11 protein-coding genes and 1 tRNA gene are annotated in these 15,013 nt (G+C 43.8%); 7 read left to right on the forward strand and 5 right to left on the reverse strand.

Annotated elements, in window-relative coordinates:
• Positions 1–122 precede the first annotated feature (122 nt).
• Positions 123–1,397 (reverse strand): Nramp family divalent metal transporter, encoded by a 1,275-nt coding sequence (locus HKI82_RS14435; RefSeq protein WP_171138383.1) that lies wholly within the window; start codon positions 1,395–1,397, stop codon positions 123–125.
• A gap of 268 nt (positions 1,398–1,665) precedes the next feature.
• On the opposite strand from HKI82_RS14435, the gene HKI82_RS14440 reads away from it, so the two are divergent.
• Entirely contained in the window at positions 1,666–2,403 is a 738-nt protein-coding gene (locus HKI82_RS14440; protein ID WP_042485391.1) for a pseudouridine synthase, read from the forward strand.
• A gap of 82 nt (positions 2,404–2,485) precedes the next feature.
• The gene (locus HKI82_RS14445; RefSeq protein WP_171138384.1) at positions 2,486–3,448 is read left to right on the forward strand and encodes a D-2-hydroxyacid dehydrogenase; all 963 of its coding nucleotides are present in this window, start codon (positions 2,486–2,488) and stop codon (positions 3,446–3,448) included.
• 80 nt (positions 3,449–3,528) lie between these two features.
• Here the strand turns inward: HKI82_RS14445 and HKI82_RS14450 are convergent, their stop codons facing one another.
• From HKI82_RS14450 to pepA, 3 genes are all read right to left on the reverse strand, one after another.
• Positions 3,529–6,390 carry a valine--tRNA ligase gene (locus HKI82_RS14450; protein ID WP_171138385.1) on the reverse strand — a complete coding sequence of 954 codons (2,862 nt, stop codon included), beginning with the start codon at positions 6,388–6,390 and terminating at the stop codon, positions 3,529–3,531.
• Positions 6,391–6,504: 114 nt separating this feature from the next.
• Positions 6,505–6,954, reverse strand: coding sequence for a DNA polymerase III subunit chi (locus HKI82_RS14455; RefSeq protein WP_171138386.1), 450 nt, complete (start codon positions 6,952–6,954; stop codon positions 6,505–6,507).
• Between the two features lie 65 nt (positions 6,955–7,019).
• Positions 7,020–8,528 (reverse strand): leucyl aminopeptidase, encoded by a 1,509-nt coding sequence (gene pepA / locus HKI82_RS14460; protein WP_102941102.1) that lies wholly within the window; start codon positions 8,526–8,528, stop codon positions 7,020–7,022.
• Between the two features lie 191 nt (positions 8,529–8,719).
• On the opposite strand from pepA, the gene lptF reads away from it, so the two are divergent.
• Together lptF and lptG are read left to right on the forward strand one after the other, a co-directional pair.
• Entirely contained in the window at positions 8,720–9,823 is a 1,104-nt protein-coding gene (gene lptF / locus HKI82_RS14465) for an LPS export ABC transporter permease LptF (RefSeq protein ID WP_102941101.1), read from the forward strand.
• A gap of 3 nt (positions 9,824–9,826) precedes the next feature.
• Positions 9,827–10,897, forward strand: a complete 1,071-nt coding sequence (lptG, locus tag HKI82_RS14470) for an LPS export ABC transporter permease LptG (RefSeq protein ID WP_171138387.1) — start codon at positions 9,827–9,829, stop codon at positions 10,895–10,897.
• 56 nt (positions 10,898–10,953) lie between these two features.
• On the opposite strand, the gene HKI82_RS14475 is transcribed toward lptG, so the two are convergent.
• A complete protein-coding gene (locus HKI82_RS14475; protein ID WP_102941099.1) occupies positions 10,954–11,427 on the reverse strand; it encodes an RDD family protein in 474 nt (157 codons plus the stop codon).
• A 189-nt stretch (positions 11,428–11,616) separates the two neighbouring features.
• Between HKI82_RS14475 and HKI82_RS14480 the strand changes: the two genes are divergently transcribed.
• The 3 genes from HKI82_RS14480 (at position 11,617) to HKI82_RS14490 (ending at position 14,466) form a co-directional block, all read left to right on the forward strand.
• Positions 11,617–11,701: transfer RNA gene (locus tag HKI82_RS14480), tRNA-Leu, on the forward strand.
• A gap of 282 nt (positions 11,702–11,983) precedes the next feature.
• Entirely contained in the window at positions 11,984–12,949 is a 966-nt protein-coding gene (locus tag HKI82_RS14485) for an isopenicillin N synthase family dioxygenase (protein WP_171138388.1), read from the forward strand.
• Between the two features lie 251 nt (positions 12,950–13,200).
• Positions 13,201–14,466, forward strand: coding sequence for a cyclic di-GMP phosphodiesterase (locus tag HKI82_RS14490; protein ID WP_102941097.1), 1,266 nt, complete (start codon positions 13,201–13,203; stop codon positions 14,464–14,466).
• Positions 14,467–15,013 lie beyond the last annotated feature (547 nt).

The raw sequence follows: 15,013 nt of genomic DNA on the forward strand, positions 1-15,013 counted from the left end.
CTTTTCAGTAGTAATAAGCTGAGCAATAAACACTAAATAGTAAAAAGGCCTTCATCTGAAGGCCTTTTGTTTATCTATGGGTACTTTATCCATACGACTTGAAATTTAAGGCGCTGGCTAAATTACATAATCCACTTCCACCAGATGAACAGTGCTAGGAATCCAAACAGGTACACCAGACCCAAGATAGACAGTGCTTTCAGTTTCGGGCCAACCGCTAGCTCTTTTGGCAGTACAGTTTTAGTGACTAGGATGTAGTTCAGTAGAGCGAATATTGGTGTCGTCATAAACGCCATGACCATTGCGAAGTCCAGCATTGGTAGTAACGCTGACGCGTAGAACACAATAATTGCTAACGAAGCTGCAGAAACCACAATCATCCATGTTTGTAGAACTTTCGGGCTTTGCTCTTTGTCTTCTTTGATCAAGCGTTGTGATTCTGCGATTACACGTGAGTAGCCATCAATAACCGTAATCGTACTACCGAAGATACAGAAGAAAGCGATAACCGCGATTAGGTAGCGAGACCATTCACCGATGGTTGACGCGTAGAGACCCACAAGCTGATGCGAGAAACCAATGCCTGATTTTGATAGTTCCACACCAGTACCGTTCAATACCAATGCACCGAGTGCTAGGAACACAACCGCTAGAATAGCAGTACCGATGTAACCAACGTTGAAGTCAAACAGTGCAGATTGGGCTGTTACTTTTTGATGGCGGCATTGAGATTTCAGCCATACAGAAGTCAGGCTTGAAATTTCAATTGGTGCTGGCATCCAGCCCATTGTTACCACTAGGAAACCAATCGCAGCGATCGTCCATGGAGAAGGTGTTTCAGCAGCGACAGCGCTAACCGGCGCAGCGTTTGCCGCTGCAATGACAACAGCCAGCAATGTTGCAATGGTCAGCACTGCCATGATCACTTTAGAAAGCGTGTCCAATGCCTTGTAATGACCAGCAAAAAGAATCACTAAGCAGGTGACTAATACAATGCCGCATAACACAGGAAGCGAAAGATCAAACGGAACGAAGTAGCCAAGTAAACTCGCGCTGAACATCAGAAGCGCCGCTGTGTTTACTACTGCGGAGAATACAGCAAGGATTGTGAATACCCATAGGTAAGGTTTTCCGAGCTTGGCATAACCTTCGACAAGGCTTTCACCTGTGCCCATGGTGTACTGAACACCTGCTTTAAAAAATGGGTATTTAAATAAGTTTACCAGCAGAATCAGTATCGCTAATTGCCAGCCATAAATAGCGCCAGCTTTGGTTGATGCAACGAGATGTGAGCCACCAACAGCCGCGGCAGCCATCATTATCCCTGGCCCTAAAGAGCGTAGTAATTGAGATAAAGATAGCCGTTGTTCTGATGGATATGATACGGCGTTTTCCATTCTTGTTATTCCTTAGAATTATGATGTTGTGTTCAATATATTTTTATAGCCCGCCAGTTGAACTGGTCAGGATGACTTTAATGTCAATACTACACATCAATATCACAGCTGCTTTTTGTGTCAATTTATATTTACAAACCATTAGCATATTTTTTCGTATTCCGTATGGTTGAAACATTTGGTGTGCAAATAGTTACGCCATTTTGCAGCTAACAGTGGGCTGTTTAGCTGTTATAATGCGGCGATTTTTTTATTTGAGATGACTTTCATGGCGATGACTGAATACCACCCACCAACGGATCCGTGGATTGATGTGGTATATGAGGATGACTACATTATTGCGGTTAATAAACCGTCTGGATTGCTGTCTGTTCCGGGGAGACTGGAAGAGCACTATGACAGCATGTGGAGTCGCCTCGTTGAACAATACCCAGACGTGAAAGTCGTGCATCGTTTAGATATGTCGACATCCGGTTTGATGCTGTTTGGCAAAAACACCTATATGGAATCGGCATTGAAAAAGCAGTTCCAATATCGCCTGACGCATAAAATCTATTACGCCCGCGTGTGGGGTATTGTTGAGCAGGACGAAGGCATGATTGACCTTCCATTGATTTGCGACTGGCCAAATCGTCCTAAACAGATGGTTTGCTTTGAAAACGGTAAACCGTCACAAACTATGTTCCATGTGGTTAAGCGTGAAGAAAAAACCACAGTTGTGCGTTTGCTTCCTATCACTGGTCGTTCTCATCAATTGCGCGTTCATATGATGGCATTAGGCCACCCTATTGTTGGCGACGAGTTTTATGCGCCTCAAGAAGCCATTGATTATACCGACCGCTTGGAGCTACACGCTGCTGAGTTGAGTTTCTATCACCCTCGCAGCCACTGGCTACGAAGTATTTTTGTACCTTGTGATTTTTATCCCGAAGCACAGGAAGAAATTTTGCAGCACTTCGATCCTGAGAGAAAATTGCCGGATTATAAAACGCTACCTAAAACTTAAATCTAGGTAGCTACCCTAACTCGTTGGTCTTGCAGGCTAGATCGCTGCAAGTTCAACGAGAAAGGGTAATAAAGGAGAAACTATGTCAGCCCCAAAAATTGTCTTCCTAGATCGTGCAACCATTCCCAAGCATATCGAGTTACCTCGCCTTACCGTAGAACATGAGTGGCAAGAATACGACTTTACCAGCCCAGAACAGGTATTTGAGCGCATTTACAACGCAGATATCGTCATAACTAACAAAGTCGTCCTCACTGGTGATGTATTGGCGCAGCTACCAAATCTTAAGCTGATTGCGGTTTCAGCCACTGGTGTGAATAACGTAGATATTGAGTATTGCCGAGCCAACAGCATCGCGGTTAGTAATGTTCAAGGGTATGCCACTCGTTCTGTACCAGAGCATGTTATTGGAATGATGTTTGCCCTTCGCCGTAATCTGATGGGCTATCACCATGATATCGCTGCTGGAGAATGGCAGCGTAATAAGCAGTTCTGTTTCTTCACCCATCCTATTGGTGATATCGCGGGCTCAACAATGGGCATTATTGGCGGTGGAGCCTTAGGTAAGGCAACGGCTGAGCTGGCGAAAGCGCTAGGTATGAATGTTGTTTACGCTGAACGTAAAGGGGCTTCTGATTGCCGCGAAGGATACCTGTCATTTGAAAAAGTATTGCAGCAGTCAGATGTGATTTCGCTGCATTGCCCTCTGAGCGAAGCCACTCGAAATACTATTTCGCAGCAAGAGTTTGCCCAGATGAAGCCTAATGCGATTCTGATTAACACCGGTCGCGGTGGATTGGTTGATGAACTCGCGTTGGTGGATGCGCTGAAGAAGCGTCAAATTGCAGGGGCAGGTGTGGACGTATTTACTCAAGAGCCGGCTGATATTGATAATCCGCTGTTAGCAAATATGGATCTGCCAAACTTACTACTGACACCTCATGTCGCGTGGGGCAGTGATTCTGCCATCAGTCAGTTAGCAAAGATTCTGATGAATAACATTGAAGCATTCGTTGCAGGAACAGAGCAAAACCGAGTGGTTTAGAATTAATACGAGTGGCTTAGAGCTAATAGATAAACAAAAGGCAGCCTAGGCTGCCTTTTTAGTTTGGTTGTTAGCTTAGATTAAAGTGCAGCAATAGTTGCTTTCTGCTCTTCTAGCTTCGCTAGAGTATCTTTGTAACCTTCAAGCTTTTCACGCTCTTTCGCAATAACTTGCTCAGGTGCTTTAGCAACGAAACCTTCGTTACCTAGCTTACCTTCGATGCGTTTGATTTCGCCTTCGGTTTTCGCCACTTCTTTCGCTAGACGAGCCAATTCTGCATCTTTATCGATTAGACCAGCCATTGGGATCATCAGCTCAGATTTCGCTACCAGTGCCGTTGCACATGCAGGTGTGGTTTCACCCGCTGCAAGCACGCGAACGCTTTCCAGTTTCGCTAGAGAAACCAGTACTTGTTTGTTCGCGTCAAGACGCGCAGCATCTTGCTCGTTGGCAACTTTCAACATCACTTCAAGCGGTTTACCTGGGTTGATGTCGTACTCTGCACGTAGGTTACGAATCGCAGTAATAAAGGTTTTCACCCATTCGATGTCATCTAGCGCTTCTTGGTTGAAGTTCGCAGCATCGTACTGAGGTAGAGCCTGTAGCATGATAGTGTCGCCTTCAACACCGTCTACTAGCGGCTTGATGCTTTGCCAGATAGTTTCAGTGATGTATGGCAATACTGGATGAGCCAGACGCAGAGTTTTCTCAAGTACTGTGATTAGCGTGCGACGTGTTGCGCGTTGCTGCGCTTCGGTGCCTTTCCACAATACTGGTTTAGTCAGCTCTAGGTACCAGTCACAGAATTGGTTCCAGATGAATTCGTACAGCGTGTTTGCTGCCATATCCAGACGGTAGTTGTCGATGTGCTCGTTGAACGCTTTTGCTGCTAGTTCAAATTGAGACTCGATCCACTTATCCGCTAGAGAGTATTCAAGCTCTGCACCTGCTGCGAAACCACAATCTTGCTCTTCTGTATTCATCATTACGTAACGGCTTGCGTTCCATAGTTTGTTACAGAAGTTGCGGTAACCTTCAAGACGCTTCATATCCCAGTTGATATCGCGACCTGTTGAAGCCATTGCTGCTAGAGTAAAGCGTAGTGCGTCAGTACCGTATGGTTCGATACCGTTTTCGAATGTTTTGCGTGTGTTTTTCTCGATCTTCGCAGCAAGTTGCGGTTGCATCATGTTACCAGTACGCTTAGTTACTAGTGACTCAAGATCAATACCATCGATCATATCGATAGGATCCAGCACGTTACCTTTCGATTTCGACATCTTGTCGCCGTTTTCGTCACGAATTAGGCCAGTAACGTAAACTGTCTTAAATGGTACTTGTGGTTTGCCGTCTTCATCTTTGATGAAGTGCATAGTCATCATGATCATACGAGCAACCCAGAAGAAGATGATGTCAAAACCTGTCACCAATACTTCTGATGGGTGGAATACTTTCAGTGCGTCAGTTTTCTCTGGCCAGCCAAGAGTGCCGAACGTCCAAAGCGCAGAAGAGAACCAAGTGTCCAGAACGTCTTCGTCTTGGTTTAGTGCAACATCCGCTGGGATATTGTTGTCTGCACGAACTTCTTCTTCAGTACGACCTACGTATACGTTGCCTTCAGCGTCATACCAAGCTGGGATGCGGTGACCCCACCATAGTTGGCGAGAGATACACCAGTCTTGAATATCACGCATCCAAGAGAAGTACATGTTTTCGTATTGCTTAGGTACGAACTGAATGTCGCCGTTTTCAACCGCTTCAACAGCTGGCTTGGCAAGAATACCTGCGCGCACGTACCATTGGTCAGTTAGCATTGGTTCGATAACTACACCACCACGGTCACCGTAAGGAACGGTTAGATCGTGATCTTTAATTTCGTCTAGTAAGCCAAGCTCTTCAAATTCAGCAACGATAGCTTTACGTGCAGCAAAACGCTCCATACCTTGGTATTTAGCTGGAAGTTCAGTGCTGTATGCTTCGCTCGCTTCACCGTTTGAGTTGAATACTTCCGCAGCATTACGCACGTTAGCATCAAAAGTGAAGATGTTGATCATTGGTAGCTGGTGGCGCTTACCGACTTCATAGTCGTTGAAGTCGTGCGCAGGTGTGATTTTCACACAACCCGTACCTTTTTCCATATCGGCGTGCTCGTCACCCACGATAGGGATGCGACGACCAACGATAGGAAGGATAATTTCTTTACCGATAAGATCTTTGTAACGAGGATCTTCTGGGTTTACCGCAACACCCGTATCACCAAGCATGGTTTCTGGACGAGTGGTTGCAACAACAATGTAGTCTTTACCGTCAGCAGTCTTAACACCATCAGCTAGAGGGTAGCGGAAGTGCCACATGTTGCCTTTAACGTCTTTGTTTTCAACTTCAAGATCAGAAATTGCTGTGTGCAGCTTTGGATCCCAGTTAACCAGACGTTTACCACGATAGATAAGATCATCTTTGTATAGACGAACGAACACTTCCTGAACCGCTTTGTAGAAGCCGTCATCCATAGTGAAACGTTCACGATCCCAGTCAACCGATGCACCTAAGCGACGAAGCTGCTTAGTGATGGTGCCACCAGACTCGTTTTTCCATTCCCAAATTTTATCGATGAATGCATCACGGCCGTAATCGTGCTTAGTTTTGCCTTCTTCTGCAGCGATCTTACGCTCAACAACCATTTGAGTTGCGATACCGGCGTGGTCTGTACCCACTTGCCAAAGGGTGTTTTTGCCCTTCATGCGCTGGCAACGAATCAAGGTATCCATAATGGTATCTTGGAATGCGTGACCCATGTGAAGGCTACCAGTGACGTTCGGTGGCGGGATCATGATGCTGTATGCGTCTTTTGATGTGTCACCGTGAGGCTTAAAGTAGCCTTTTTCTTCCCAAGTCTTATACAGATCTTGTTCGATTGATGTTGGGTTGTATGTCTTTTCCATAGTGCTCTTAAATGGATACTTTGATGGTTAATTTAAGTCTATCGCTATAAGTGAGTTCTCTTTTTCAAGAGAGCTTAACTATAAGGATGAACATGTATTCTTATCCAGTTGGTGTTACGGATACTGGATTTCAATTGTCTGCAACTGATAACCGGCTTGGCGGTACATTTTGTAACGTTCACGCGCCAATTGTTTTGCTTTTTCTTCGCAGGGGACGAAGTCTACCACCTCTGTGAAGGCGTTCGCAAAGGTTGTATGATTATCGGCCAAATTTATTACCAGTTGGCGATTCCAAGAAGGTTTCACGCCTACATGCCCAATTTCAATATGAGTGCCGTATTTCGGACCTTCTCCCACTAGATTATGCGCAACAAAATCATTCGCTTCCACTTGCCAAAGGCATTCCGCAATTCTTTCAGCATGCGCTTTATCGCCACATTGTAGGTACACTTTTGCGCCTTGACGGGAAAAGTGCTGGCAGAGATAAACCACGTAATCATTGAACCCTTGTACAGAGTTTTGTGAGCTATCTTCTTTGACGATGTAGAACGTTGCTGTAGACATAGTGTTTCTGTGTATAGAACCGTATTACTAAAAAAGGGCCTTACGGCCCTTTTTATCAATGAGGATTATTCCTCGGTCTCTTGGCCACTGCGGTTTAGCAAGAATTGGACAAGCATTGAGACCGGACGTCCCGTTGAACCTTTCGCTGCACCAGATTTCCAAGCGGTACCTGCGATATCTAGGTGCGCCCAGTTATATTTCTTAGCGAATTTAGACAGGAAACAACCCGCGGTAATTGCGCCACCAGGACGACCACCGATGTTAGCCATATCAGCAAATGGGCTCTTTAGCTGTTCATGGTATTCGTCAGCCATTGGTAGACGCCATGCACGGTCACTTGCTTGCTCAGAAGCATTCACAAGTTCATGAGCTAGAGGGTTGTGGTTTGATACCACGCCACTGATGTGGTGACCCAAGGCAATAACACATGCACCAGTTAGGGTTGCTACGTCAACAACACAGTCAGGTTCGAAGCGCTCAACATAAGTCAGTGCATCACAAAGAACCAAACGGCCTTCAGCATCTGTGTTCAGTACTTCAACGGTTTGACCCGACATAGTCGTTAAGATGTCACCAGGACGGTAAGCATTGCTACCCGGCATGTTTTCACAGCCAGCCAGTACACCGATAACGTTTAGCGGTAGGTTCAGTTTTGCCAATGCTTTCATTGTGCCAAATACCGAAGCTGCGCCACACATGTCGTACTTCATCTCATCCATGCCTTCGCCTGGTTTAAGAGAAATACCGCCTGAATCGAAAGTCAGACCTTTACCCACAAGAACGATCGGTTTTGCTTCTGAGTCAGGGTTACCCTTGTACTCAATGATGGACATCATGGATTCGTTTTTAGAACCACGACCAACCGCGAGGTATGAACTCATACCCAGTTTTTCCATCTCTTCTTCACCGATGATTTTAGTCGTTACGGTTTCGTAATCATCAGCAAGACGACGTGCTTGAGAAGCTAAGTAAGCTGGGTTTGCTACGTTTGGTGGCATGTTACCCAAGTCTTTACAAGCTTTCACACCCGATGAAATAGCCAAACCGTGAGAAATTGCGCGCTCACCTAGGCTTAATTCACGACGAGTTGGTACGTTAAATACCAATTTACGCAGTGGACGGCGAGTTTCAGGTTTGATTGTTTTGAACTGATCGAAGGTGTATAGACCGTCTTTGGTTGCTTCTACAGCTTGACGAACTTTCCAGTAAGTATCGCGACCTTTTACGTGTAACTCAGTCAAAAAGCACACCGCTTCCATTGAACCTGTTTCGTTCAAAGTACTGATGGTTTTTTGGATGATTTCTTTGTATTGTCGCTCACCTAGTTCGCGCTCTTTACCGCAACCAACTAGTAATACGCGCTCAGAAAGAACACCTGGTACTTGATGCAGAAGAAGCATCTGACCTGGTTTACCTTCTAGGTCACCACGACGAAGTAGTGAACTAATATAGCCGTCGCTGATTTTATCGAGCTGTTCTGCGACTGGAGAAAGGCGACGTGGTTCGAATACCCCAACAACAATACATGCACTGCGTTGTTTTTCAGGGCTACCACTTTTAACACTGAACTCCATGCGTACTCCTACATCTTGAAGACAAATAGAACTAAATGTTAGATAATGCATCTACACTTGTTGAATCCTTATCAGGATTACATCTTTGTTAAGTGTACTAACAGTTAGTCAAAAATTAAAAAAATAAAAGATTCAACGAGAAATTATAGTGATTCCATCAAAAAAACAAGTTTTGTATAGGTAATTTCAGCGTGATTATTGTTAGATATTTGATCCGCGAGACACTAAAGAGCCAATTTGCGATATTTTTCGTACTTTTTTTAGTGTTTTTAAGCCAAAAGTTTATTCGCGTTTTGGCTGATGCTTCCGACGGTGAAATTCCAGCTCGAATGATTTTATCCATTGTTGGTCTAAACATGCCTGCAATGGGTTTATTAATGCTGCCTTTGAGTCTCTATATCGGGATTCTGCTTACTTTTGGCCGTTTATACGCTGAAAGTGAAATTACAGTCATGAATGCTACGGGTATCGGGAATAAATTCTTGGTGCGCGCAGCCTTGTATCTTGCTGTTATTACCGCAAGTGTGGCGGCTTTTAACTCGATGTGGTTGTCTCCTTGGAGCCAAGACAAAGAAGCCCATTTGATGGAGCAACTTGCTTCAGAAAATAGCGTCGATTTATTGCAAAAAGGACAGTTTCAACGTTCTCCTGACGGTTCTTCAGTAGTTTTCATCGATAATATTGAAAACCGCAAACTTTCAAATGTGTTTGTCGCACAGCTGGCACCGCGTGAGTCGATTCTTCCAAGCGTGATGTTTTCAAACTATGGAAACGTCAAAGAGTTAAGCGATGGTCGACAAGTGATCACCATGTATGAAGGGACTCGCTACGAAGGCGTACCAACTCGTGTTGATTATATGGTCACCAAGTTTGATGAATACGAAGGCTTGATAGGGCAGCGAGCAGTAAAAGAACGTGGTCGTGACTGGGAAGCAATTCCAACGCTAGAGTTGGTGAAGAATTCGAGCAGACAAGCACAAGCTGAACTTCAGTGGCGTATCTCTCTGGTTGTCTGTATTCCATTGTTAACTATGTTGGTTGTTCCTTTGTCTGCCGTTAACCCGCGCCAAGGGCGGTTTGCCAAAATGGGACCGGCAATATTGATTTATCTCACTTACTTCTTGGCAATCAGTGCGACCAAATCGGCGATTGAAGATGGCAGTATTCCTACCATTGTTGGTATGTGGCCGATAAATGCAGCTCTGTTAATAGCGGCGATTACGGCCAACTTGATGGACAGTGTTGCAGTGAGAAAATTGAAAGACAAATTCAAACAAAAGAAAAGGGTAGCTTAGGTCGTGTTTAAGATTTTAGATTGGTATATCGGACGAACAATCATAGCCACGAGCACCTTGGTACTGATTACTTTTGTCGGTTTGTCTGGAATTATCAAATACGTTGAACAGCTGCGTAAAGTTGGCGAAGGGACGTATGACTTACTTCAGGCGCTGATTTTCGTCGTGCTTAGTGTGCCTCGTGATATTGAAATGTTCTTCCCGATGGCTGCGTTACTCGGTGCTTTGATTGGTTTAGGCGCTTTAGCTGCAAGTTCGGAGCTTGTGGTTATGCAAGCGGCGGGTTTCTCGAAACTGGATATCGGTTTATCAGTGCTTAAGACTGCTGTCCCTCTGATGATCATTATTACTCTTTTAGGGGAGTGGGGAGCTCCACAAGCGCAGAAAATGGCTCGTGATTTGCGCTCTTTTGCAACGTCAGGTGGACAGATTTTATCTGTTCGCACGGGGGTTTGGGCCAGAGATGCCAACGATTTTATCTTTATCGGTAAGATCAATGACAACCGACTTTACGCTATGAACATTTGGCGTTTTGATGAGAACAAGCAATTGCGTCAGGTATATAACGCAAAGCAAGTGGACTATATTGGTGAAAATAACTGGTTAATGAAAGATGTTGTAGTGACAGATATGAATGACGACATCGTAATTTCAAAACATTCATTGCCAGAATACCGCTGGAAAACAGCTTTAGCACCGGATAAGTTGGCTGTGGTGACGGTAAAACCAGAAGAGTTAGCGTTAAGTGGGCTTTATGATTATGTTCACTACCTTAAAGCATCAGAACAAGACTCATCCCGTTATGAGCTGGCGTTCTGGCGTAAGATTTCTCAGCCGTTTTCTATTGCAGTAATGATGCTGATGGCGCTCTCATTTATTTTTGGTCCATTACGAAGTGTGACAATGGGGGCTCGAATTTTGTCTGGCGTAATTGCAGGTTTCACCTTCTATATTTCCAGCGAATTCTTTGGACCTCTGAGCTTGGTTTACCACATACCGCCTGTGTTTGGCGCTATAGCTCCAAGTTTGGTTTTCTTAACCATTGCTCTGTTGTTGTTAAGAAGAAAACTCTAAATAAAAAAGGAAGACTTAGCCTTCCTTTTTTATTGTCTGTATATCGTGAATTGGTATTAGCGAACCTTTGGCAGCACGACCACTTCAGTTTTTGCCCACATATCTTGAAAACTGCGTTTCTGAGGATCAATTAAAACTGTTAGATTGCCTAAGCCAAAACATGCAGTCGCCAGTCTAATTAGCGCCTGTGTAACTGTGATTCTATTGCCGTCGGTATTGCGAACAACAATTTTCCAAGCTCTCATTCCGAGTGTTTGTCCTGCTCGTGTCCAAAAATAAACAAAGAAAGATACCCAAGCTAGCGCAAGGTAGAGCGTGTAAACAGGGCTCCAAATAGGGTGGCCTGTTAATAGGTCACTGGCGTCTTGATAGGGGGCGTAGCTGACTAAACCAGCAGCAACCAAAGCTTCCATTAATGCCACGACAACGCCACCAGCTATCATCAGAATGGCCAGTACGATCAACGAATCATAAATTAAAGCGCCTAAACGGCGAAAAAAGCCAGCGGGTGGCAAAGTAGTAGTATTCATAACGAACGAGTATTCCTTATTAGATGGCCGCAAGAATATAGGTTGCAACCTTAGCTGAAAAGAGAGCCAGTGCACAGGTTCAGTTTTTATGGCGAAATATTCAGCAAACGATTTTGTTTTCAATATATTGTTATTGCACCCGATAGTTTCTTCCGTATAATGCCAACCATCAAAGGCAATAGCCTAGATGCCGGTATGGTGAAATTGGTATACACGACGGATTCAAAATCCGTTGCCTTCGGGCGTGGCGGTTCAAGTCCGCCTACCGGTACCATATTTAAACGATAAAGCCTCGACGAAAGTCGGGGCTTTGTTGTATCTGCGTCAAGGGAAATGGCTTTCCTAGAAAATTATCCGCAACAGGCTAGGTGTTGGTGCATCTTCTTATTGGTATGCGTCAATATAGTGCACAATTCTCCTTCCTAATATTCAGTACTTACTCTAGGCCTTATTGGTTCTGGATTTGTGTTACTTGCCTACTTGGTCAGCTTTTTGCTTATTTGGGCTACAAAATAAAAAGTCGCTCACATAAGAAAGTTGTCTACAAGGAGAAAGTATGACGCTACCGATTATCGATATTTCCCCGCTTAATTCTGAAAATAGAAAAGATTGGCAACCAGTTATCCAACAGATAGATAGCGCTTGTCGTGAACTTGGCTTCTTCTATGTTGTTGGTCATGGTATCCCTCAGCAGCAGTTTGACCATATTCAATCGATGGCCAATTTATTGTTTAGCTTGCCAGAGGAAGAGAAGCAGAAGATTTCGATCGAGAAGAGCAATAACCATCGTGGGTGGGGGAGGTTGAGTGCTGAAAAGCTTGATCCCTTAGGTGAGCTGGATTGCAAAGAGTCATTTGATATGGCGCTAGACCTATCTCCTTATCATTCCCAAGTCCAGCGTTGCCCTAATTTATATGGACCGAACCAATACCCTAACATTGATGGATTCTCTCAGGCGGTTAGTCAACATTATTCTTTGACTCTCGATGTTGGTTTGAGAATCCTAAAAGCAATGGCAATAGCTTTGGGGGAAGATGAGAACTTCTTTGCCAAAAGCTTTACTCTGCCGATTTCTGTTCTGCGTATGTTGAGCTATCCAAGTCAATCTAAAGAGACAAATGGTGCGGGTGCTCATACTGATTACGGTTGTATTACTCTGCTATACCAAGATCAGAGTGGCGGATTGCAGGTTCTGAATAAACAAGATGAGTGGATGGATGCCACTCCAATTGATGGGGCGTTTGTCGTGAACATCGGAGATTTAATGCAGCGCTGGACAAATGACATCTATCGCTCAACCAAACACAGAGTGGCAAGCCCAACATCGGGTAAATCTCGTTTTTCTATGCCTTTCTTTGTTGAACCGGATTTTGATACTCCTGTAGAGACCCTAGCTTCGTGTCTTGAAGAGAAACAAGGTAAAGGTGGCTACCCATTAATTACAGCAGGTGATTGGATTCTTTCTCGTTTCGAAGATACATATTCTTACCGACGTGAAGAAGAAAAAGAAGCAACGGTTTAGTGTTAGATAATCAGACGGCTATATAAGGCGAGTGGCTAACGATGTGGCTGTTCGCTTAACTTCTTCTATTTTTACGTCTCAACTCTCATTTATGTTATGACATTACTCAATGTAATTCGTTGAATATATGTCGAGATAATCAACTTTTGTTACTATGCGGCTTGCTTTTAACTTTGGATAGAGCAGGTGATAATGTCACCTTCATCTTCTAGAATGATAACTAAAGATAGGATCAGAGGTTTTAGTAAATTGTGGCGAGTATAAAAATTACTGTCGATAGATTACAACCGGGGTTACATATACGCTTGCCAGTAAAGTGGAACGAGCATCCATTCTTATTTAATAGTTTTAAGATTAAAGACCAAGAACAAATCCGTTTGATTAAACACTTGGGTATACAGCATGTGTTTCTCAATCCAGGTCAAAGTGACACTCAACCCCTTCCACCTGTAACGAATACTAATCCCGTTGATGAGCAAGAAAATGAAGTGGAAAGCGATATCAACAATGAAGCGGATAAGTTATGGCAGGAAAAACAAAACAGAATTGAAAAACTTAGTGCCTATCGTCGTCGGGTGATCAGTTGCGAAAAAGAATTCGAGCGTTCTCTTGCTCGTATGCGTGCGGTAATGAACAAGATTCGTAGTCGACCAATGGACGCCGTCGATGAGGCCGCTCAGTTGGTCGATGATATTGTTGATAAGCTACTTAGTGATGATAGCGTCACTCTGCATCTGATGAATGGTAAAAGTGAGTTTGAAGACATTTACTTCCATTCGTTAAACGTATCAGTCATAGCTATGATGATAGGTCGAGCAAAAGGTTATCCAGCCGAGACAATAAAAGAGATCGCTTTTGCTTCTCTCTTTCACGACATCGGTAAAATCCGAATTCCTACAGCTATCGTGCGTAAGCAGACGCCTTTAACGGAACCAGAGAGAAATTACCTAAAAATGCACACCAAGTACGGATTGGAAATCTCGCAGAACATTAAAGAGTTTCCTGATAGTGCGAGAAGAGTAATTGAACAACATCACGAGCTGCTTGATGGTTCCGGTTACCCTCAAGGTTTGAAAGGTGATGAAATTGACGAGTTGGCTCAAGTTATCGCAGTGGCAAATGCATTTGATAATTTATGTCACCCGAACGTTCCAAGTGAGCAAAAAATCCCTTACGTCGCTCTTTCTCATCTATATAAGAACTGTAAGCACATTTATAACAATGAAAACTTGAACATTTTAGTTAAGTTCATGGGGGTGTTTCCGCCGGGGACAGTTGTGCAGTTGTCTAATGATATGGTTGGTCTGGTAATTTCGGTGAATGCGAACAGCCTTTTATATCCCAATGTCCTTATTTACGATCCATCTGTGCCTAGAACTCAGGCTCCTATTATCGACTTAGCTGATAAAGATATAAAAATCGTTAATGCTATTCTGCCTCATAAACTTCCAGATAAAGTGAGGGAGTACTTAAACCCACGCTCAAGGATCTCTTACTTCTTTGATAGCGAAGAATAGTTATCCACAGCATTTTGTGAGTAACCTGTTCCTTTCTTGAGGGTGAAGAGTACATAAAATGACGTTCGTTGTTTATTTAAACAAACGAACGTTTTTTTTAAATAATTTCACCTTTTTCGCTTGCTAAGTTTATCCATCTCCCTATAATGCCGCCTCACTGACACGGCAGACGTCGCAAGGCTTCAGCAGGTGTTAGTAGAGGATAAGACTTCTAAAAAAGAAAAATTGAAAAAGTGTTTGACACTGACAGTTATCTCGCTAGAATGCACCTCCGCTTCGAGAAGAAACCTTCGACAAGCAAAGCTCTTTAACAATTTAAACCTATCAATCTGTGTGGGCACTCGTTGATGAAAATCAAAGTTAAGTCTTTGTTCTCGTAACAAAGCAACTTAGGTTTCAATGAACTGAGTGACCAATTGAATCGTAAGATTCAGCACAGTCAATTCAACATTACTATGTAATGTATTCAGTATTCATTGAGCCGACAAAATCTTAAATTGAAGAGTTTGATCATGGCTCAGATTGAACGCTGGCGGCAGGCCTAACA

The sequence above is a fragment of the Vibrio plantisponsor genome (assembly GCF_013041605.1).
GTDB lineage: Bacteria > Pseudomonadota > Gammaproteobacteria > Enterobacterales > Vibrionaceae > Vibrio > Vibrio plantisponsor.